The sequence below is a fragment of the Kribbella sp. NPDC055071 genome (assembly GCF_053608045.1).
Genome location: NZ_JBSGUS010000007.1, coordinates 185,007 through 206,189, shown reverse-complemented (window position 1 = coordinate 206,189; position 21,183 = coordinate 185,007). Strand labels below are relative to the sequence as shown.

The window sequence follows — 21,183 nt, the reverse complement described above, 5'->3', positions numbered from 1 at the left end:
AGTTGCTACCGGCAACAGCTGGCCACGGTGGTGCCGGGAGGATTAATGGTGTCGGACCGGGAAGCGCCTCACGGCGCGTGGCCGCTCGTAGCGGCTAATTTTGGGACCCGGGGCTTGCACCGGCCCGACACCTCCAACAGTATAACCGCCACCGCCAGGGTTGCTCAAACCCCTGTACTGCAAGGGGTTTTCGCCATACCACCCCAAGTCAAGTGGCGCAACTACCAGAGGTGTCCGGCGCGTTCGGAGCGGGCCGCGGCCTGCAGCTGATCGGCCATCTCGACGAGTTTCGACGCCGACAACACGCGGTCGTGACCGTCGTCCGCGAGGTGTGCACGCCCGGTCGCGACAATCCGGGCGAACGCCGCCGCCCGGTCCAGCGTCGTGGCGAAGTCCCCGGTCGCGACACCCCGCAGTACGGCGTCGACCATGTCCCGCACTTCGGCCGGTCCGGGCGGCTCGGCGACACCCGCGACCACCGCGTGGACCTCGGCGTACCGGCGTCCCGCGGCGAACTCGCGGGAGACCTCGTCAGCGTTGGAGTGCACCCACGAGCGCAACAGATACAGCCGCCACAGCGATCCGGGCAGCGAGTCGGCGGGGGAGTCGGACCACAGCTCGGCCAGCTCGTCCAGACCGTAGTCGTCGGCCAGCTTGACCACCCGCGCGTGCACCTCGGCATCCTCGGAGTTGCGGACGCCCCGCACCAACAGCTCAGCCGTCCGGTGCGCCACTTCGGTCACGGCCGCCGGATCGGCGGCACCGGGAAGCGACTCGAACAACTTGTTGCCAGGCAGAATCGGCCGGCGCGGATTGGGCGTACTCACGGCCTCCATGGTGCCTGATCCGCCCTACCCGCGCATGCCGAGCCCGAAATCACGTTGCGCGCGCTGGTGTACTGGAGCCGTGATTCCTCTCGACACCTCACCCGAGGCCCTGGCACTGCGGACCGCGTACGACGAACAGATCCGTTCCCGCCCCGGCAGTCCGAACGGCGGCGGAGTCGTTGAGCGGGTCGGCCCGCTGATCCGCAAGATCGGCTTCGAGGGTGACGGCTTTCTGCTCTACCCCGATCTGGGTGGCCTCGACGGCGACGAGTTGGACCGGCTGATCGCGGACCAGGCCGAGTACTTCCAGAAGCTGGGCAAGAAGGTCGAGTGGAAGTACTACACGTACGACGCTCCGGCCGATCTGCCGGAGCGGTTGGTCAAGGCCGGGTTCGTGCCGGAGGACGACGAGTGCGTGCTGATCGGCGACGTGGCCGAGTTGCCGACCGACGTCGTACTGCCGGCGGGGATCCGGATCCGCGAGATCAGTTCGCAGGCGGATCTGGAGCGGATGCAGGTGATGGAGGAAGAGGTCTGGGGGCACTCGCATGCGTGGCTGCCGGGTGCGCTCAGCGCGGCCATCGTGGACGACGACCCGGCGGTCGTGATCGTGGCCGAAACCGATGAGGACGAGCCGACGGTCGTCTGTGCCTCGTGGATCCGGTTCCACACCGGGACCGAGTTCGGGTCGCTGTGGGGCGGCTCGACGCTGCCGGAGTGGCGCGGGCGTGGCATCTACCGGGCTCACGTGGCCTACCGACGCAATCTGGCAGCTGAGCGCGGCTACCGGTACCTCCAGGTCGACGCGTCGCCGGACAGTCGTGGAATCCTCGCCCGGCTCGGACTGCGACCGGTTGCGGTGAGCGTTCCCTACATCCGGCAGGCCGTCGAAACACCCGCCTGACCGGTACGCTCGGTGGTATGGCGGGTGGACGGGGCCAACTGGCGAAGAACCTGGTGAAGTACGGCGTGCGCTACGGGCCGCTGGCGGTCGAGGCGATCCGGCACGGGCGTGAGCCGGCTCAGCAGGCGATGCAAGCTGCCCTGGCCAAGCGTTCGGCGCGGAAGAAGGCGCTCGAGCACGCCCTGACGGTCCGCGACGGTTCGTTGCTCAAGGTCATCAAGGAAGGCCAGGCGATCTTCTTCGTCTTCTCCGGCGACGCGATCGTGACCACCTACCCGTCGGTGCCGTCCTCGTCGTACCCGGAGCTTCTCCGCCACGCCGACCTGGACAAGCGCGAGTCCGCGGCCATCCTGGTCGCCCGGAAACCCAAGATCGGCGCTCACCTCCCCAAGATTCGCCGTCGCTAGCTCCGGAAGCTTGACGCGGGCGTAACATTCGCGACCCGGCTGGGCAACAGGCGGGACGCAGAGTGGAAGGACGATTCCACGAGGGAGGGCGTCCGCATGCTCTGGAAGATCAGGACCGAACTCGCCGACCGGCCCGGTGCGCTGGCCGAACTCGCTGCACGGTGTGGTGCGGACGACATCAACATCCTCAGCCTGGAGGTCTTCACCGCCGAGACCGGTGCGGTAGACGAGCTGGTGGTCTCGACCGGCGTCGGCTGGACCGCGGACGACCTGACCGCGCTGGTGGCCGAGGCCGGCTGCGCCCGTACGACGGTCCGCCCGTGCCAGGCCGCCGTACTGAGTGACGGGCCGACCCGCTACCTCCGCGCCGTACTGCGGTTGCTCGACGACCCGATGTCGGTCGACGAGGAGCTTGGCAACCTGCAGGGCTTCGACGAGTACACGCCGGCGGAGTGGGCTCGTGCCGAAGCACTGGTCGAGATCGCGAGCCGGATCGCCGGTCAGGCCGAGGTGGTCGAGGGTCCGCGGCCGGGCAGCGGCGTACCCGAGCTGCGGAAGGCGACCGTCGAGGACGCGGACGCCGTGGTCGCGATGCACGACAGGTGCTCGTACGAGAGCCGCACCCGGCGGTACCACGTGCCGATGCCGAAGCTGACCGCCCGTACGGCGCGACACCTGTCCGCGCCCGCGGGTGGCGTGTCGATCGTCGCGTCCCTGGACGACGCAGTGATCGGGATGGCGACGGCCGCGCCGTGGGAGGAGCTGGGGACTACGACCATGGAGGTCGCCGTCCTCGTGGAGGACGGCTGGCAAGGGCAGGGTCTGGGGCTGCGGATGCTGCGCCAGCTTGTCGGCGAAGCCCGCGCGCTCGGGGCGGACCGGGTCGTCTGCATGGTCCAGCCGGAGAACCACGCGATGTTGCGCACTCTGGAGCGTCTGCGGATGCGATCCAGGGTCATCCGGGACGGCGACAACCTGATGGTGACCGTCGCCTTGTCCGACGAGAGCCTGTCTAATGCGGTGGATCGGGCGCACGTGCAATATCGTCTGACGCGTGCCACCCCCACCCATCGGTCGCAATCCGCACGGTCTGCTGGTCAACCTGCCCGCGAGCACACGCTCGCCGCTCTTTCAGCTCTTCAGCCGCATTCTGGTGGCGTTGGGGCTGTTGACCGTGATGGTGCTGATCGTGGTGGTCGACCGTGACGGCTACCGGGACAGCTACGACGGCCGCGTCGGCCTGATCGACAGCATCTACTACGCGACTGTCACGCTCACCACGACCGGGTACGGCGACATCACGCCGGTGACGCCCGCTGCCCGGCTGGTGAACGCCTTCATCGTCACACCGCTGCGCATCGCGTTCCTGGTGGTCCTGGTCGGTACGACACTGGAAGTCCTGGCCAACGAGGGCCGCCGGATCATGCGCGACACACGATGGAGGAAGCGGATGAAGGACCACACCGTGGTCGTCGGCTACGGCACCAAGGGCCGCTCCGCCGTCCAGACGCTGATCAGCAACGGGGTCAAGCGCGACGACATCGTGGTGATCGACCCGCGGGCACAGGCGATCGGTGACGCGGGCAACGACCAGATCGCCGCCTTCCACGGCGACGCGACGAACCGGACCGTACTGCGCCGGGCCGAGGTGACGTCCGCGCGCGATGTAATCGTGACAACCGACCGCGACGATTCTGCGGTGCTCGTCACGCTGGCGGTGCGGCAGCTCAACCCGAACGCGCACGTGGTCGTGGCGGTCCGTGAAGAGGACAACGTCCCGCTGCTGCGGCAGAGCGGCGCGGATGCTGTGGTCACGTCGTCCGAGGCGGTCGGGCGGTTGCTCGGCCTGTCCGCGGTCAGTCCGAACCTCGGTGAGGTCATGGAGGACCTGCTGACGTACGGCGAAGGCCTCGAGGTAGCCGAACGCCCCGTCCTCGGACGTGAGGTGGGCAAGCCCCCGTCCGCGGTGCCGGACCGCGTCGTGTCCGTCGTGCGCGATGGCACGGTCTACCGCTACTACGACTCGAACGTCTCGGTACTCGCCGCCGGCGACAAGCTCATCGTCGTACGCCCCGCCAAAGAAACCCCTTGGGCCGAGCGCCCAGGTGCTGAGGAGCAGGACGAATAAGAGGGATTCAGAACCCTCAAAGAACCAACAGAAAGACAAGAACAATAGGTTCTTGTCAGGGATGTGCGGGCAAGACGGTCACCGCTGCGCGGCGGCTGTCTTGGTTGCCGCCTGCGCGGCGGCTGTCCTGGTTGCCGCCTGCGGCGGGGGCGCGGGCGGTGGATCCGCCGGTGGGGTGGTTTGCGCCCCGCCCGCCGCCGGCTGCGGTCCGGCTACTCGACCCGGGCCGGGGTGAGCTGGCCGATTTCGGGGGCCGGCCCCCGAAGTAGGGGGTTGCGGACCGTGAATATGAGTGTGCAACCCCGGATTTGAGGGGTCGGCCCCTGAAATGGGGCCTGTTCGGGGCGGTCGGGCTGATTCGGCGGGCTCCCCGCGGACGGCCCCGACCGAACCACAGTCCCTCCGCAAGGCCTGATCCAACCACGCCCTCTGGCGCACACCAGATGGGCGGCGGCCCCACCATCCGCGCGCCCGCCGAAGGCGGCAACAGGTCTGCGGCCGCGCAGCGGTGAGCGTCTTGGCCAGATCCCTCACAAGTATCGATGTTTCTCTATTTTTGAGGCCTTTTCCTTGCCTGGAGAGGGTGAGGCGAGGTTTGCGTTCTGGCGGTAAGGGTTGAGGGGGGTGGGGCGGGGGCACGACTATCCGGGGTATGGGTGAGGGGGGTGGGTTTCGGGCTGCGCTGGGTGTGCCGGAGTTTCGTGGGGTGTGGTTGGGGGAGGCGCTGTCGCAGGTTGGGGATCAGCTTGCCCGGGTTGCGCTCTCGGTGCTTGTGTTCGACCGGACCGGGTCGGCGGCATTGGCCGCGCTGACGCTTGGGCTCAGCTACACCCCTGCGTTCATCGGATCCGCCTTGCTGTCCGGTCTGGCCGATCGGCTGCCGCGGCGCGAGGTGATGATCGGCTGCGACCTCATCTGCGTCGCACTCGTCGTCCTGATGGCCGTCCCCGGAATGCCGTTGGCCGTCGTGTGTGCGGCGATGGCCGGGGTCGCGTTGGTCGGAGGTCCGTTCCGCGCCGCGCGGCTGGCGCTGCTTCCGGAGATGCTGACCGGCGAGGCGTACGTGAGTGCGCTCGCGATCCGGAGCATGACGATCCAGACCGCACAACTGCTCGGCTTCGCGGCCGGCGGTCTGGCCGTCGCCTTGCTGAACCCACGCGTCGCGCTGCTCGTCGACGCCGCCACGTTCCTGTGCTCGGCCCTGATCCTGCGCATCACGGTACGACGACGCCCGGCACCAGCAGGTGGGGTACGACGGAGCTTCTGGTCGTCCATGGCCGATGGAGCGCAGGTGATCCGATCGATCCCGGGACTACCGGCGCTGTACATCCTCGGCATGCTGGCCGGTCTCTACATCGGCCCTGAAGGACTCGCCGCCGCCTGGGTCGCCGAGCTGCACGCTCCGCCCGTGACCATCGGCCTCTTGATGGGTGCACCCGCGGCCGGACTGGTCCTTGGCGCCTGGCTCTTCACCAGGTACGTCGATCCCGCGCACCGACCCCGGTGGACAGGACCGCTCGCGGTCGGGGCCGGCGCCGTCCTCATGCTTTGTTTCGTCAAGCCTGGTGTGGTTCTCGTGCTGGTGATCCTGGTGCTGAGTGGCGTGTTCACGGCGTACCAGGTGCAGGTTGGTGCGACGTTCGGCCGGGAGACGCCCGCCGAGCACCGGGCCCAGGTGATGGGTTTGCTGAACTCCGGCGTACTCACCGCGCAGGGTCTCGGCGTCCTTCTCGCCGGTCTGCTCGCGGATCGGATCGGTGTCGCGCACACGGTCGCTGTAGCCGGTGCAGTCGGAGCGGTGATCGCGGCGGCAACCACTCCTCGGGTCACCGCCGCTCAGGTGATCAGTACTCCCAAGCGCGACGCATGAGCAGCCCCTCTCCTCGGATGGATCATCACTTCAGACGGTAGGGGAGCGGGAGGTTTCGACCGCTGGTCTCGCGCGCGTGCGCAAAGCCTTGACTCGGACTGGCGGGGCGCCCTAGTCTCGGCGCTGTAAACGATTACAAGAACGATTACAGGAGGTCGGCGTGAGTCGTCCGACGATCGCTGGGGTGGCTCGGTCGGCCGGGGTCTCGGTGGCGTCGGTGTCCCGCGTCCTGAACGGGCTGCCCGCGACCGAGGAGATGGTCGAGCGGGTGCAGCGCGCGGTCGAGGAGCTCGGGTACGTCCCGGACGCACGAGCCCGCTCGCTGAAGGTCGGCCGGACGTTCCAGCTGACGCTCGCGGTCGCCGACGTCGGCAACCCGGTGTACGTGACGATGATGCGCGCCGTCGAGGAGGTCGTGTCCGCGGCCGGCTATCGGCTCGTGGTGACCACGACCGGACCTGACGTGGTGGACGAGGTCGCGCTGGTCCGGGGGATGGCTCGCGGGTACGCCGACGGTCTGGTGATCAGCCCGATCCGGGTCGACGACGATCTGATCAAGTCGATCCGCGAGTGCGAGGTCCCGGTGGTCGTCGCCGGAAACGTCCCGGCCAAGGCCGGGGTCGACACCGTCCGGGCCAATTCGCCCAAAGGCATTCTGCTGGCGATCGAGCACTTGATTGCCCAAGGCCGCAAGGAGATCGCGTTCGTGAACGGACCCGCGGACACGGTTCCCGGGACGGCACGTGCGAAGGGATTCGCCGACGCGATGAAGCAGTTCAAGCTGCGGTCGGCCGGCGAGATCGAGGCCGCCGACTTCACGTTCGCCGCCGGGCGGGCCGCGGGGAAGAAGCTGTTCGCGAAGAATCGTCCGGGCGCGGTGCTCTGCGCCAACGATCTGCTCGCCGTCGGCGTGATGCACGAGCTCGCCGGGTACGGTCTCGACGTACCGGGCGATGTCGCCGTGGTGGGGATGGACGACAGCGAGTTGGCCGAACAATGTTTTCCGCCCCTGACGAGTGTGAACCTGGGGTCTGCCGAGCGGGGACGACGGGCCGCCGAGTTGCTGTTGGCAAGGATCGAGGACAACACCCGGACGCCGCGGCGGATCGTCGTACAACCGTCGTTGAGTGTGCGGAGATCGACGTGACGGCGACGATGACGGCACCGGCGCCGGTGCGGAAGGCCGGCAGGCCACGACAGAACCGGGAAGCGATCTTCCTGTTCCTGCCCGCGCTGCTTCCGGTCCTGCTACTGAGCGTCTACCCGCTGATCCGCGGGATCGCGCTCGGCTTCACCGACGCCCGCGCGGGGCTCAACGTCGACACCAACTTCATTGGCTTCGGCAACTTCTCCAAGCTTCTGCACAACGGCCTGTTCTGGGACTCGTTCCGGATCGGCGTGGTCTGGACGCTGTCGGTCACGATCCTCCAATTCGTTGCGGCGCTCGGGCTGGCGTTGTTGCTCAACACAAACATCAGGTTCCGCGGCGTCGCCCGCACGATCGCGTTGATCCCGTGGGCGATGCCCCCGGTCGTCGTCGCGATCATGTGGCGACTGCTGCTGCATCCGACCAACGGCCCGGTCAACGAGATCCTGCAGAACCTGCACCTCACCGACCACCCGATCAACTTCCTCGGCAACTTCAGTACGGCGTTGCCGGCCGTGATCGTGGTCGGTATCTGGGTCGGCATGCCGATGACGACCGTGACTCTGCTGGCCGGACTGCAAGGCATCGACCGCACGTTGTACGAAGCGGCCGCGGTCGACGGAGCAGGCGCGTGGAGCCAGTTCTGGAACATCACGCTGCCGCAGCTGCGGACCGTGATCGTCGCGATCACCAGCCTGGACATGATCTGGAACTTCAACTCGTTCGGCCTGGTCTACGTCCTGACCGCGGGCGGTCCGGGCGGCAAGACGATGCTGCCGATGCTGTTCGCCTACAACGAGGCGTTCCGGTACGGGAACTTCGGTATGGCCGCCGCGATGGGTGACGTGATGGTCGTGATCATCATCGCGTTCCTGGCCTTCTACCTGCGGAACCGCTTGCGGAGCGAAGCATGAGGACGCGACCGACGACCCGGGCCCTGCAGTACGTCGCGGTGCTCTGCTACCTGGTCTTCCTCGGGTTTCCCCTGCTCTGGTTGATCTCCAGCTCGCTGAAGTCGCCGCAGGAGTTCGCGACCATCACGCCGACGCTGCTGCCGAAGAACCTCGACTTCTCCAACTACAGCGACGCCCTGAGCGAGCAAGGCCTGATCCGGGGACTCGGCAACAGTCTGCAGATCTCGGTCCTCACCACGATCCTGGTGCTGATCGTGTCGCTGCCGGTGTCGTATGCGCTGGCCCGGTTCCGCAGCCGGCTCCGGCCGCTCACGAACGGCTGGATCCTGGTCAGCCAGGTGTTCCCGGTGATCCTGATCGTGATCCCGCTGTTCATGATCCTGCGGCCGCTGCACCTGACCAACACGATCGCCGGCGTGGTGATCGTCTACATGGTCTGGTCGCTGCCGTTCGCGCTCTGGATGCTGCAGGGGTACGTCGCCGCCGTGCCGCGCGAGCTGGAAGAGGCCGCGTCGGTCGACGGCGCGAGCCGAGTGCGGACGATCGTCTCCATCGTGCTGCCGTTGCTGCGGCCGGGGCTGATCGCGACGGCGATGTTCACCTTCATCTCGTCCTGGAACGAGTTCTTCTTCGCCCTGGTCCTCCTGCAGGATCCACAACTCAAAACGCTTCCGTTGGTGCTCGCCCGCTTCGTCGGCGCCGAGGGCCAGGTCCAATTCGGCCCACTCGCCGCCGCTTCGGTGCTGGCGACCGTCCCCAGTCTCGTGTTCTTCGCGTTCCTCCAGCGCCGATTGACATCGGGACTGCTGAGTGGCGCAGTGAAAGGTTAGGAGAGGTAATGAAGAAGGTCATGACCGCGTTGCTCGCGGCGAGCGCTCTGGTGACGCTCGCCGCGTGCGGTGGCAACAGCAACGACAGTTCAGGGTCGGGTGACTCGAGCGAGAAGGTGACGCTGAAGTTCCAGAGTCTCGCCTTCCAGAAGACGACTGTCGACGCGACCAAGAAGATCGTCGCGGACTGGAACGCCGCCAACCCGAACATCCAGGTCGAGTACGTCCAGGGCAGCTGGGACTCGGTACACGACCAGCTCGTCACCCAGTTCCAGGGTGGGACCGCGCCGGACATCATCCACGACGAGTCCGCCGACATCACCGGTTTCATCAACCAGGGCTACCTGGCGGACCTCTCGCCGTACCTGAGCCAGTCGACCAAGGACGCCGTCTCGCAGGGCGTCTGGGACACGGTCTCCACTGACGGCAAGGTGTACGCCGCTCCGACCCTGATGCAGTCGTACGTCGTCCTCGCGAACTCCACGCTGCTCAAGCAGGCCGGCATCACCGCGACCGGTGATTCGCTGACCTGGGACGACCTCGCCGCCGATGCCAAGAAGCTGACTGCGGCCGGCAAGTACGGACTCGGCTGGGGCTTGAAGAGCCCGACCGCGACCGTGCTGAACCTGGGCATGAACTTCGACGGGAAGTTCTTCGACGGTAGCGGCAAGGATGCCACGGCGACGATCGGCGACCCGGAGCTCGAGGTGCCGAAGCGGATCCACGCGATGGCGTACGACGACAAGTCGATCGACCCGACCTCGCTGACCCAGAGCGCGTCCGACGTACTGCCCGGGTTCTACGCCGGCAAGTACGCAATGATTGTCGCTGGCAACTATGTCGCGCAGCAGATCCTCGAAGAGGCGCCGAAGACCTTCCAGTGGGAGGTGCTGCCGCCGCTGAAGGGCACCAGCACCAAGCAGGCCGCGAACCCACAGACCCTGTCGGTGCCGGCCGAGGGCAAGCACATCGAGCAGTCGGCGAAGTTCATCGACTACTTCATGAAGGCCGAGAACCTGGCGGCGGTCGGCCAGGGCGACTGGCTGATCCCGACCACGCAGGCCGCCCGGGACGCGATCCTCAAGGCGACCGGCGGCAAGAACGGCTGGCAGCAGACGCTTGCGACCGGCAACGACCTGACCAAGGCGCCGTTCCAGAGCGTGGAGAACTACCCGAAGTGGAAGGACCAGATCGCGACGCCGGCGCTGCAGGAGTACCTGGCGAACAAGACCGATCTGGCCGCACTCGGCAAGAAACTGAGCGATGGATGGGGTCAGGTCAACCAGTGAAGTCCCAGCTGGAAAGCAAGTCGGTAGGTGCCCTCGTCGGTTCCGCGGTCGGTGACGCGATCGGTGGAGCCGTCGAGGGCTGGACCCCGGCGGCGATCCGGGAACGGCACGGCGGCTGGGTGACCGGCATCGTCGGTCCGTGGTACGACGATTGGCGTACCGCCCGGCCGATTGCGCCGTACCACAAGGGCGATGGGCACATCACCGACGACACGTTGATGACGCACGCCCTGGTCGAGGTGTACGACGAACTCCGCACCCACCTCGACGCCTACTCGATCGCCGACGTACTGGTCCCGAAGATGATCAACGGCCCGCGCTGGGTGCCCGAGCTGGAGGCGGACGCGCTCCTCCTCCAGCGGGTGTTCCTGGCCGAGAAGTGGCTGGTCGCCCGGCTTCACTACGGGCATGTCGACCCACGCGAGGCCGGTGTCGGCAACATCGTCAACTGCGGCGCGGCCATGTACGTGGCGCCGGTCGGCATCGCCAACGCGGGTGACCCGGAGGGCGCGTACGCCGAGGCGATCGAGCTGGCGGGAGCGCATCAGTCGAGCTACGGGCGGGAGGCGGCCGGGGTGTTCGCGGCCGCCGTCGCCGCCGCGATGACACCCGGCGCGACCGCAGCCTCAGCAGTGGAGGCGGCGGTGGGCCTGGCCAAGGACGGCACTCGGAGGGCCGTCGAGGCGGTGGCCGAAGCGGCGAACGGCGTGACCGACTGGGAGCAGGCGATTCCCCTGCTGCGTAAGGCGATCGAGCCCTTCGACACGGTCGGACCGGACTATCGCGACCAGTCGTTGGACGCCCGCCGGCCGAGCCGGACGAAGGCGATCGAGGAGCTGCCGGTCGCGCTCGGATTCGTGCTCGTCTCGGAAGGCGACGTACGCCGAGCAGTCCTCGGCGGCACCAACTACGGGCGCGACGCCGACTCGATCGCGTCGATGGCCGGCGCGATCACGGGCGCGCTGTCGGGGCTGAGCGGCGTACCAGCAGACTGGGCGGCCGAGATTGCCGCGGCGAGCAAGACCGACCTCGAGGCGCCGGGCCGGGTGATGGTCTCGGTCGCCCTCGAGCTCCGCGACGCCGACGCGCGTCGATGGGCCCGGCGGACCGAAGTACTGGAGAATTTGACGAGATGAGACTGACCTGGGTGCAGCCGGAGGACCTGCTGCCGCACCAACTGGTCCAATCGCGCTCCGAGGGCGTCGACGTCACCGATGTGCAGGCACGCTGGCTGACGGGCGGCGGCACGACGGATGCCCCGGCCTCGGGCGCGACCGACGAGCCGGCGACCCCCAAGCTGCGGGCCCTGGCCCGTGAGCTGCTGGACGAGTTGGACGCGCGGACCTCGGCCTGGCGCGAGCCGGAGATTCCGGAGCTGCCGACACTGGGCGAGCCTGCGGACCTGGAGCGGCGGACGCTCAACGCCTGGCTCGGGCGGGCCGCCGGGAACCTGCTCGGCAAGCCGGTGGAGAAGATCCCGCGCGAGGGCATCAGGGAGATCCTCGAGACGTCCGGTCAGTGGCCGCTGACGCAGTACATCACCGCTGTCGGCGTACCCGATGACGTACAGCAGCGGTGGCCGTGGAACCGGCGGTCGAAACCGACCAGCCTGCGCGAGGTCATCGACGGGATGCCCGAGGACGACGACCTCAACTTCGCCATCCTCGCGCTGCGGATGCTGACAGACCACGGGTCGGAGCTGACCACCGAGGACGTCGCCGCGGCCTGGCTGAACGACCTTCCGGCCGGTCGGGTCTTCACCGCCGAACGTGTTGCCTACCGCAACCTTCTCGACGGTGTCGAGCCAGCGAAGGCTGCCCTGGTGGCGAATCCGTTCCGCGAATGGATCGGCGCGCAGATCCGGACCGACGCCTACGGCTGGACCCATCCCGGTGACCGGACCGCCGCCGCCCGGCTCGCCCTCGTCGATGCCCGGCTGAGTCACACCGGCGCGGGCGTCGACGGCGCGCTCTGGGTCGCGGCGATGTCGGCTGCCGCCCTGGTGCTGGATTCGCCACGCGATGTGGTCGTGGCTGGACTCGACGTAGTGGACGCGGACGGGGCGATCGCGCGGGCGGTCCGGTTCGGACTGGCGCTCGAGGATCTGACGCTGGATGACGCGCTCGATGCCCTGCACGCGGAATACGGCGACCTGCACTGGGTACATGCAGTGAACAACACCGCGCTCACGGCTTACGCGTTGACCGCCCCGGACTTCGGCGCCGCGATCGGACGCGCGGTGATGGGTGGGTGGGACACGGACTCGGTCGGCGCGACTGTCGGTGCGGTGTTTGGCGCGGTCCGCGGCGTTCCGGCAGAGTGGTCCACACCACTGGACAACCGGGTGACCACAAGTCTCCCGGGGATGGACCAGATCGCGATCACCGAGCTGGCACGAAGGACCGTGGAGGTAGCCCGGCGTGGAGCCTGAAGTAGTCCCCGACGTAGTTGTTGTCGGGAGCGCGAACGTCGACCTGGTGTTGCCGGTCCAGCACATTCCGCGCCCAGGCGAAACGGTTCTCGCGGGAGTCATGACCCGCGGACCCGGGGGTAAGGGCGCGAACCAGGCCGCCGCCTCGGCGCGGGCCGGTGCACGGACGGCGATGGTGGCTTCACTCGGCGCTGACGACGGTGGTGCGCTGCTGCGCGACGCGCTGGGCGGCGCCGGAGTGGACCTCTCGCTGGTCTCGTCCAGCCAGGCCCCGACCGGTACGGCGATCATCACGGTCGAGGAGAGTGGTGAGAACTCGATCGTCGTCGCTCCAGGCGCCAACGGCGAGCTGACCCTGTCCTCGGAGGCCGCGGCCGCCGTCGGTCGAGCGAAGGTTGTGCTCGCCCAGCTGGAGATCCCGTTCGTAACCGTCGGACAGGCCGCCGCGGCGAGCTCCTACTTCATCCTCAACGCCGCCCCGGCTGCCGAGCTGTCGGACGATCTGCTCGCCGAGGTCGATCTGCTCGTGGTGAACGAGACAGAGGCGGAGGCGATCGCCGGTTCGGACCGGTCCGCGCTGCTGAAGAAGGTGCCGGCCGCCGTGGTCACGCTGGGCGCGGCCGGAGCGGTGATTCTGGCCCGCGGTGAGGACGAGATCGCGGTGCCCGGCGTACCGGTCGAGGTTGTTGACACGACGGCCGCCGGAGACACGTTTTGCGGGGTGCTGGCGGCAACTTTGGCTGCCGTGTCAGCTACCGGATCACATGCTGGCGCGTTCTCCGGAACTGACCTGACGAATGCCGTTCGACGCGCTACGGTGGCTGCGTCATTGAGTGTTCAGGCCGCGGGGGCCATCGCCTCCGTGCCTCACGGGGATGCGATCGACGCGCGCTACGCGGAGGTGTACCTGTGAATCCGCTCGAGCCGCGGCCCATCGATCTCCCCGCCCGGGTGGATCTCGGGCTCCGGGCCGACCTGTCCTTCCTGGACGACGCCAAGATCCTCGGCGCTCCGGAGGACCCGGCCGACCTGCCGCGGTGGCGCGCCAAGCTGGCGGAATGGTTTGTCGGCGCCTCCGAACGGACCGTCTACGACGGATCGCACTACGCGGTCCCGGAGCGCGAATGGACCCAGACGGCGTACTCGGTGGCGCTCGTCTGGCTCTGGGACGACCAGCTGTACGACGTGACAACGGGGAAGTTCACGCCGGACAAGTTCGTCCAGCGCGGTCTCGACGACTTCGGCGGGTACGACGCGGTCGTGTTGTGGCACGCGTATCCGGTGATCGGGATCGACTCGCGCAACCAGTTCGACTTCTACCGGGACGCGCCGGGGCTGCGGGCACTGATCGATGACCTGCATCGCCTTGGTCTGAAGGTGTTCTTCGACTACAACCCGTGGGACGTCGGCACTCGCCGGGCCGCGCGCTCCGACGCCGACGAGTTCGCCGCGCTGGTGACCGAGTACGACGTCGACGGCGTCTTCCTGGACACGTTGAAGGAAGGCGATCCGGCCTTCACCCGCGCGCTACGCACGGCGAATCCGGCCATCGCGCTGGAGGGCGAGTCACGGTTGCCGATGGCAAGGATCGGCGATCACGCGCTGTCCTGGGCCCAGTGGTTCGCCGATACTCAGGCTCCGGGTGTCCTGCGTGCGCACCTGTTCGAGCGTCGGCACATGATGCATCACACCCGTCGATGGAACCGTGATCACAGCGACGAGTTGCAGTCCGCCTGGGTCAACGGCGTCGGCATGCTCGTCTGGGAGTCGGTCTTCTCCGCGTGGGTCGGTTGGAACGCGCGCGACCGGGCGACCCTGCGCCGGATGGTTGCCGCGCAACGCGCATTCGCGCCGGTGCTGATCAACGGCGACTGGATCCAGCTGACCCCCGAGGTTCCGGACAAGGCCCGCGAGCACGGTGTCTACGGGTCGCGGTTCGACCTGGCCGACATCACCTTGTGGACGTTGATCAACCGCGACGACGAAGACTTCGACGGCATTGTGCTCAGGTCGGAGGACCAGGTCGGCGATTGGTACGACGTGACGTCCGGGGTGCCGATCACCGCCGACGACGACGGCGTTCACCTGGTTGTGCCCGGGCGAGGCGTCGCCGGGATCCTTCGGGTCGGCGCCACCGCGGGCTCGTCGTGCCGGACGACCGCTCGTCGGCTGGGGACGATGCCGCGACCACACGTCAAGGACTCCGCGTTCCCGATGCGACCCGCCCAGCTGGTGCAGCCGCCGGCGGTTGCCGGTGACGCGGAGATCGGTGCGGTGGTCGTCGTGCCGGCGGGGGAGCGGGTGCTGAAGGTGCGGCACCGGCGTCGCGAGACCGGTCTGTACGACCAAGCGCCGTACGTGGACGAGTGGAAGCCGTTGCCGCCGCGTTTGCACGACCTGCGGACTGTCGACCGGGAGGTCTCGCTGGCCGGTATCTCGGTCGCGATCACCGAGGTCACGAACGCGCAGTACGCCGAGTTCCTGGCCGCGACCGGGTATCGGCCGCGGATCTCGAACCGGTTCCTCAAGCATTGGACCGACGGTGCTCCGGTCGCCGGGACCGAAGATCAGCCGGTGACGTACGTCGACCTCCCGGACGCGCGGGCGTACGCGGCCTGGCGGGGTGGACGGTTGCCGACCGAGGACGAGTGGCAGGTCGCCGCGGCGTCGCCGGAGTTCGTCCGTGGTGAACCCTTGGTGTGGAACCTGACCGAGAGCGAGTATCGCGACGGGCGCAGCCGGTTCTGCATCCTCAAGGGCGGTTCGCAGTATGTTGCCGAGGGCTCCGATTGGTACGCCGACGGCGGGCCGCAGGAACCGGACGTGAGCTTCAAGTTGGTGCTGACCGGCGGGGGCCTCGACCGTTCGGAGACCATCGGTTTCCGGTGTGCGGGATGAGGCCTGCTCCTCTCGACGGTGTGAAGGTGCTCGAGGCGGCGACGCTGTTCGCGGGACCGCTGGCGGCGACGTTCCTCGGTGACTTCGGGGCCGATGTCACGAAGATCGAACACCCGTCCCGGCCGGATGCCGCGCGTACGCACGGCGCTGCCAAGGACGGCGTGGGGCTGTGGTTCAAGACACTCGGCCGGAACAAGCGGCTGGCGACGCTGGATCTGTCGCGTGGGCGGGACGTCTTCCTGGAGCTTGTCCGGAGCAACGATGTTCTGGTGGAGAACTTCCGGCCGGGGACGTTGGAGCGTTGGGGTCTTGGGCCGGAGGTGTTGCTGGCGGCCAACCCGCGGTTGGTGATCGCGCGCGTCACGGCCTTCGGCCAGGTCGGGCCGTGGTCCAGCCGGCCGGGGTTCGGGTCGTTGGCCGAGGCAATGAGTGGGTTCGCGGCCGTGACCGGTGAGCCGGACGGTCCGCCGACGCTGCCGCCGTTCGGACTCGCGGACGGGATCACCGCGCTCGCGACGGCGTACGCCGTCCTTGTTGCACTGCGCGAACGCGATCGGTCCGGGGCCGGGCAGGTGATCGACATGGCGATCATCGAGCCGATCCTGATGATGCTCGGTGGCGGGATCACGGCGTACCAGCAGACCGGGTACGTACAGCCGCGACTCGGGAATCGCTCGTCGAACAACGCTCCGCGCAACGTCTACCAGACCGCGGACGGTCGGTGGGTCGCGGTGTCGACGAGTTCGCAGAGCATTGCCGAGCGGGTCGTGACGCTGGTGGGTCGCGCGGATCTGGTGGCGCAGCCGTGGTTCGCGACCGGACGCGAGCGAGCTCTGCACGCGGACGAGTTGGACGATGCCGTGGGTTCCTGGATCGCCGAGCGGCCGTTGGACGAGGTGATGGCCGAGTTCGAGAAGGCCGAGGCCGCGGTCGGTCCGGTGCACGACATCCGCGGCATCATGACCGATCCGCAGTACGCCGCTCTCGGCACGATCGTTGCCGTGGACGACGAAGAGCTCGGCGGGCCCGTCGCGATGCAGAACGTGTTGTTCCGGCTGTCCGAATCGCCGGGGTCGATCCGGTGGGCCGGTGGACCGCATGGCGCGAACACCGACGAGGTGCTCGCGGACATCGGCGTCACGGCCGAGCAGCTCGCTGCGTTGCGCGCAGCCGGCATCGTGTGAGGGGGATCAGTTGCTGACGGCATTGTATGTTCCGGCGAACCGGCCGGACCGGTTCGCCAAGGCTGTTGCCGCAGGCCCCGATCTGGTCGTGTTCGACCTCGAGGACGCCGTACCGGCCGATGACAAGGCGGACGCGCGTGGGTGGGCGATCGCGTGGATCGCCGCCAACGCCAAGGGCTCGGTGGAAGTGCGGGTGAACGCGCCGGGGACGCCGTGGATCGAGGACGACCTGGCCGCGATCGCCGCCGTACCGTCGGTGCGGATCCGGCTGCCGAAGGTGGAGAGTGCGGCCGACGTCCGGACCGTGCTCGAACAAGTGCCGTCGGCGAGGATCACCGCGCTGATCGAGTCGCCGCTGGGGTTGGAGCGGGCATTCGAGATCGCCTCGGCGGATCCGCGGGTGGTGGCGATCGCGTTGGGTGAGGCGGATCTGTCCAGCGCGTTGGGCGTCGACAGTTCGCAGGGGTTGGCGTGGGCACGGGGACGGCTGGTATCGGCGTCACGCGCGGCCGGTCTGGGTGCGCCGATGATGTCGGTGTTCGCCCGGGTGAACGATGACGACGGCCTGCGGCAGACGAGCCTGGAGGGACGCGCGCTCGGCTTCGTCGGGCGTACGGCGATCCACCCGCGGCAGCTGGCCACGATCGTGGAGTGCTTCACGCCGTCCGCCGTTCAGGTGGCCGAGGCCGAGGCGTTGCTCGCGGCCGTCGAGAAGGCCGGTGTGTCCGCCGGCGGCGTGATCGTGCTGCCGGACGGCCGGATGGTCGATCCCGCCATGGTGGGGCGCGCCCGCGAGGTCAGCACCCTGATGCGAGAGATCGAGTCGAGGCAGAGCTAGGCTCATGAGTATGCTCCCGCGCAGTGTTGATGCCGTGGTGATCGGGTCGGGGCCGAACGGGCTGGTGAGCGCGATCGCCCTGGCCGACGCGGGCTGGGACGTGCTGGTGCTGGAGGCCGCCGACGCCTTCGGTGGCGCGGTCCGGTCAACCGAGGACGACGGCTGGATCAGCGATCGTTTCAGTTCGAACTATCCACTGGGCGTCGCGTCGCCGGTGCTGCGGGCGCTGGAGCTGGACAGGTTCGGGCTCAAGTGGGCGCACGCGCCGTTACCGCTCGTGCACCTGCTGGACGACTCGGGCGCCTCGGTAGCCGTGCATCCGGATCCGGAGGACACCGCGAAGTCGGTCGGCGTCGACGACCCGGGCGATGGTGACGCTTGGCTGCGCTTGTATCAGCAGTATGTGACGCTGCGCGAGCCGCTGCTGCAGTCTTTGCTCACCTCGTGGCCGCCGGTCGGGCCCGGCCTGAAGCTGGCCCGCAGACTGGGGTCGGCGGGGGAGTTGCTGCGGTTCGCGCGGTTCATGGCGATGCCGATGCACCGGATGGGCCAGGAGCTGTTCGCCGGCCCGCGCGGTCCGGCCGTGCTGGCCGGGAACGCGATGCACGCCGACTCCTCGATGTCCGGCAGCGTCAGCGGCACGATGGGCTGGTTGCTCGCGATGCTGGCTCAGGACGTCGGCTTCCCGGTCGCGGCCGGCGGTTCGTCCTCGCTGTCGGGCGCGATGGTCCGTCGCGCCGAACGCGCGGGCGCCCTGCTCGTCTCCAGTACGCCGGTTGCCCGGATCGACGTCTCCGGTGGGCGAGTTGCCGGCGTACGCGCGGCATCCGGTGAGACAGTCGCGGTCAGCCGAGCTGTCATCGCGGACACCTCCGCGCCGATGCTCTACCGCGAGTTGTTGCCGGACGCAACGATTCCGGCCGGGTTGCGACGAGACCTGGACGAGCGGTTCGAGTGGGACTACCCGACGGTCAAACTGAACTTCCGGCTGAGCGGTCCGATCCCGTGGAAGTCCGGCGAGGCGCGGTCGGCGGGTGTCGTCCACCTCGGCGGGACGGCCGACGAGCTCGTGCACCTGTCCGCCGACCTCGACACCGGGCGGCTGCCTGCGCAGCCCTTCCTGCTGATCGGCCAGACGACCAAGTCGGACCCGACCCGCTCACCGGCCGGGACCGAGGCAGTCTGGGCGTACTCGCATCTGCCCCGCGGCATCTCCGACGACGAGTCGGCCGAGAAGCTGGCCGGCCGGATGGAACGCGCGATCGAGCGCTTCGCCCCCGGCTTCACCGACCTGATCCTGTCCCGCGACCTCCAGCGCCCCTCCGCCCTGGAGTCCAGCAACGCCGCCCTCGGCTTCGGCGCCGTGGGCGGCGGCACCATGCAACTCCACCAGCAACTGGTCTTCCGCCCAACCATCGGCCTGGGCAGCCCCCGAACCTTCATCACCGGCCTCTACCTGGGCAGCTCCGCCATCCACCCCGGCGGCGGTGTCCACGGCGCCCCCGGCCACCTGGCCGCCCGCACCGCCCTCCGCGACGCCTCCCTGCTCGGCCCCCTCACCCGAACCTTCCCCACCGCAGCCCTCCGCCAACTCCAACGCTGACGTGCGACTGGATGAGGCTCGGTGTCGGGAGCGAGTGGGGGCTGCCCGGGTGGGGCGGTTGGCCACCGTCGGGGGTGATCTGCGGCCTCATGTGGTGCCCGTGACTTTTGCGGTGGGTGGGGATGAGTTGTTCGTCGGGATCGATCAGAAGCCGAAGTCGACGGTCGATCTGAAGCGGTTGCGGAATATTGCCGGGAATCCTCGGGTGGCGGTGCTTGTCGACGAGTACGACGACGATTGGGCGCAGTTGTGGTGGGTGCGGGTGGACGGGGTGGCCCGGGTGTTGGAGGACGATAGGGCGGCGGTGGAGTTGCTGGTGGCGAAGTATCCGCAGTACGTCGCTGACCCGCCGCTCGGGCCGGTGATTGCGATCCGGGCTGATGGTTGGTCGGGGTGGGCGTACAGCGGGGAGGAGAGCTGAGTTGGCGAGTGTCGAGGGTTTGCTACGGGAATTGGCGCCGCAGGTGCTCGGGTTTCTGGCTCGGCGGTACGGGCAGTTCGACTTGTGTGAGGACGCCGTACAGGAGGGTTTGCTGGCGGCTGCGACGCAGTGGCCGGTTGACGGCGTACCGGCGAATCCGCGCGGGTGGTTGATCACGGTCGCGACGCGGCGGCTGACCGATCAGTTCCGGAGTGAGAGTGCGCGGCGGCGGCGTGAGGACACGGTCGCGGCGATGGCCGGGCCGGAGGAGTTGCTTGCCCCGGGCGCCGATGTCGACGGACCCGCCGAGGATGACGACACGTTGACTTTGCTGTTCCTGTGTTGCCATCCGGCGGTCACGCCCGCGTCGCAGGTCGCGTTGACGCTCCGGGCGGTCGGGGGTTTGTCGACGGCCGAGATCGCGGCCGCCTTCATGGTGCCGGAGGCAACGATGGCGCCGCGGATCAGCCGCGCGAAGAAGAGCATCAAGGCGGCCGGCAGCCGGTTCGTGATGCCGCCGGAGGAGGAGCGCGCCGACCGTCTGCGCGTGGTTCTGCAGGTGCTCTACCTCATCTTCAACGAGGGGTACACCGCGAGCTCGGGTGCGGAGCTGCAGCGGGTCGAGCTGACCGCGGAGGCGATCCGGCTGGGCCGGATGCTGCGCTCCGCCCTGCCGGACGACGGTGAGGTCGCCGGCCTGCTGGCGTTGATGCTGCTGACCGATTCCCGTCGTACGGCGCGGACGACCGCGGACGGCGGCTTGATCCCGATCGACGAGCAGGACCGGTCGTTGTGGGATCGCGGGCAGATCGAGGAAGGCGCTGCGCTGATTCTTGACGCGCTCCCGCGGGGGACCGTCGGGCCGTACCAGCTCCAGGCCGCGATCGCGGCCGTTCACGCCGAGGCACCGAGTGCGGACGAGACCGACTGGCCGCAGATCCTCTCGCTCTACCTGCTGCTGGAGAAGCTCGCGCCGAACCCGATGATCACGCTCAACCGGGCGATCGCGCTCGCGCAGGTCGAAGGCCCGCAAGCCGGTCTCGACCTGTTGGCCACCCTCGACGACGACAAGAACATCACCGAGACCCACCGGCTGGACGCGGTCCGAGCGCACCTGTACGAGCGAGCCGGCGACCTGGCCAAGGCCCACGAGCACTACCTGACCGCGGCCCGCCGTACGACAAGCCTCCCCGAACAGCGCTACCTCACCAACAAAGCCGCCGCACTAGGAACTTAATAGAGTGGCTGGGTGCCTGGCGGTCGGGTGCTGCTGCTGTGAATGCTCGTCGGACGAGCCGAATCCGTCGATCAGCCAGCCGAACATAGAAGTACTGAAGACCCAGAGCAAAGAACAAGAGCAAGAACGTTAAAAAGGCAGGAAAGAGAAAACAGAGAGGGTGCTGGGTGCCTGGCTGGGCTGGGCGGGCCGGTGGTGGTCGGCGGGTCAGAGTACGTGCGGGCATCGAGTCGTGGATCGTGGTCGGCCAGACAC

General features: G+C 68.4%; 19 protein-coding genes. 18 read left to right on the top strand and 1 reads right to left on the bottom strand.

The annotated features are described in order from the left end of the window. Window positions 1–221 precede the first annotated feature (221 nt). The gene (locus ACWF4Z_RS14495) at window positions 222–836 is read right to left on the bottom strand and encodes a hypothetical protein (protein ID WP_452243495.1); all 615 of its coding nucleotides are present in this window, start codon (window positions 834–836) and stop codon (window positions 222–224) included. A gap of 70 nt (window positions 837–906) precedes the next feature. Here ACWF4Z_RS14495 and ACWF4Z_RS14490 point away from each other — a divergent pair, with 70 nt between their 5' ends. From ACWF4Z_RS14490 to ACWF4Z_RS14405, 18 genes are all read left to right on the top strand, one after another. Continuing rightward, window positions 907–1,731, top strand: coding sequence for a GNAT family N-acetyltransferase (locus tag ACWF4Z_RS14490; protein WP_452243494.1), 825 nt, complete (start codon window positions 907–909; stop codon window positions 1,729–1,731). Between the two features lie 17 nt (window positions 1,732–1,748). Continuing rightward, window positions 1,749–2,138, top strand: a complete 390-nt coding sequence (locus ACWF4Z_RS14485; protein ID WP_452243493.1) for a hypothetical protein — start codon at window positions 1,749–1,751, stop codon at window positions 2,136–2,138. Window positions 2,139–2,234: 96 nt separating this feature from the next. Beyond that, on the top strand, window positions 2,235–3,344 hold the full coding sequence (locus tag ACWF4Z_RS14480) for a GNAT family N-acetyltransferase (protein WP_452243492.1): 1,110 nt from the start codon (window positions 2,235–2,237) through the stop codon (window positions 3,342–3,344). Further along, the gene (locus ACWF4Z_RS14475; RefSeq protein ID WP_452243606.1) at window positions 3,316–4,266 is read left to right on the top strand and encodes a potassium channel family protein; all 951 of its coding nucleotides are present in this window, start codon (window positions 3,316–3,318) and stop codon (window positions 4,264–4,266) included. Before ACWF4Z_RS14480 ends, ACWF4Z_RS14475 begins: the two co-directional genes overlap by 29 nt. A gap of 652 nt (window positions 4,267–4,918) precedes the next feature. Next, window positions 4,919–6,136 carry an MFS transporter gene (locus ACWF4Z_RS14470; RefSeq protein ID WP_452243491.1) on the top strand — a complete coding sequence of 406 codons (1,218 nt, stop codon included), beginning with the start codon at window positions 4,919–4,921 and terminating at the stop codon, window positions 6,134–6,136. Window positions 6,137–6,296: 160 nt separating this feature from the next. Next, on the top strand, window positions 6,297–7,283 hold the full coding sequence (locus ACWF4Z_RS14465; RefSeq protein WP_452243490.1) for a LacI family DNA-binding transcriptional regulator: 987 nt from the start codon (window positions 6,297–6,299) through the stop codon (window positions 7,281–7,283). Further along, window positions 7,280–8,197, top strand: coding sequence for a carbohydrate ABC transporter permease (locus ACWF4Z_RS14460; protein ID WP_452243489.1), 918 nt, complete (start codon window positions 7,280–7,282; stop codon window positions 8,195–8,197). The genes ACWF4Z_RS14465 and ACWF4Z_RS14460 overlap by 4 nt, the downstream gene beginning before the upstream one ends. After that, a complete protein-coding gene (locus tag ACWF4Z_RS14455; RefSeq protein WP_452243488.1) occupies window positions 8,194–9,027 on the top strand; it encodes a carbohydrate ABC transporter permease in 834 nt (277 codons plus the stop codon). Before ACWF4Z_RS14460 ends, ACWF4Z_RS14455 begins: the two co-directional genes overlap by 4 nt. 8 nt (window positions 9,028–9,035) lie before the next feature. Then, window positions 9,036–10,316 carry an ABC transporter substrate-binding protein gene (locus ACWF4Z_RS14450; protein ID WP_452243487.1) on the top strand — a complete coding sequence of 427 codons (1,281 nt, stop codon included), beginning with the start codon at window positions 9,036–9,038 and terminating at the stop codon, window positions 10,314–10,316. Further along, window positions 10,313–11,452 carry an ADP-ribosylglycohydrolase family protein gene (locus tag ACWF4Z_RS14445; protein WP_452243486.1) on the top strand — a complete coding sequence of 380 codons (1,140 nt, stop codon included), beginning with the start codon at window positions 10,313–10,315 and terminating at the stop codon, window positions 11,450–11,452. Before ACWF4Z_RS14450 ends, ACWF4Z_RS14445 begins: the two co-directional genes overlap by 4 nt. Further along, a complete protein-coding gene (locus ACWF4Z_RS14440) occupies window positions 11,449–12,747 on the top strand; it encodes an ADP-ribosylglycohydrolase family protein (RefSeq protein ID WP_452243485.1) in 1,299 nt (432 codons plus the stop codon). Before ACWF4Z_RS14445 ends, ACWF4Z_RS14440 begins: the two co-directional genes overlap by 4 nt. Continuing rightward, a complete protein-coding gene (locus ACWF4Z_RS14435) occupies window positions 12,737–13,660 on the top strand; it encodes a ribokinase (RefSeq protein WP_452243484.1) in 924 nt (307 codons plus the stop codon). The genes ACWF4Z_RS14440 and ACWF4Z_RS14435 overlap by 11 nt, the downstream gene beginning before the upstream one ends. Beyond that, window positions 13,657–15,645: an SUMF1/EgtB/PvdO family nonheme iron enzyme gene (locus ACWF4Z_RS14430; protein WP_452243483.1), complete on the top strand. Its 1,989-nt coding sequence runs from the start codon at window positions 13,657–13,659 to the stop codon at window positions 15,643–15,645. The genes ACWF4Z_RS14435 and ACWF4Z_RS14430 overlap by 4 nt, the downstream gene beginning before the upstream one ends. Continuing rightward, a complete protein-coding gene (locus ACWF4Z_RS14425) occupies window positions 15,642–16,829 on the top strand; it encodes a CaiB/BaiF CoA transferase family protein (RefSeq protein WP_452243482.1) in 1,188 nt (395 codons plus the stop codon). The genes ACWF4Z_RS14430 and ACWF4Z_RS14425 overlap by 4 nt, the downstream gene beginning before the upstream one ends. A gap of 10 nt (window positions 16,830–16,839) precedes the next feature. Beyond that, window positions 16,840–17,667 carry an HpcH/HpaI aldolase/citrate lyase family protein gene (locus ACWF4Z_RS14420; protein ID WP_452243481.1) on the top strand — a complete coding sequence of 276 codons (828 nt, stop codon included), beginning with the start codon at window positions 16,840–16,842 and terminating at the stop codon, window positions 17,665–17,667. 10 nt (window positions 17,668–17,677) lie between these two features. Further along, window positions 17,678–19,270, top strand: coding sequence for a phytoene desaturase family protein (locus ACWF4Z_RS14415; RefSeq protein ID WP_452243480.1), 1,593 nt, complete (start codon window positions 17,678–17,680; stop codon window positions 19,268–19,270). Then, the gene (locus ACWF4Z_RS14410) at window positions 19,155–19,691 is read left to right on the top strand and encodes a TIGR03668 family PPOX class F420-dependent oxidoreductase (protein ID WP_452243479.1); all 537 of its coding nucleotides are present in this window, start codon (window positions 19,155–19,157) and stop codon (window positions 19,689–19,691) included. Before ACWF4Z_RS14415 ends, ACWF4Z_RS14410 begins: the two co-directional genes overlap by 116 nt. Window position 19,692: 1 nt before the next feature. Continuing rightward, window positions 19,693–20,928, top strand: coding sequence for an RNA polymerase sigma factor (locus ACWF4Z_RS14405; RefSeq protein ID WP_452243478.1), 1,236 nt, complete (start codon window positions 19,693–19,695; stop codon window positions 20,926–20,928). Window positions 20,929–21,183 lie beyond the last annotated feature (255 nt).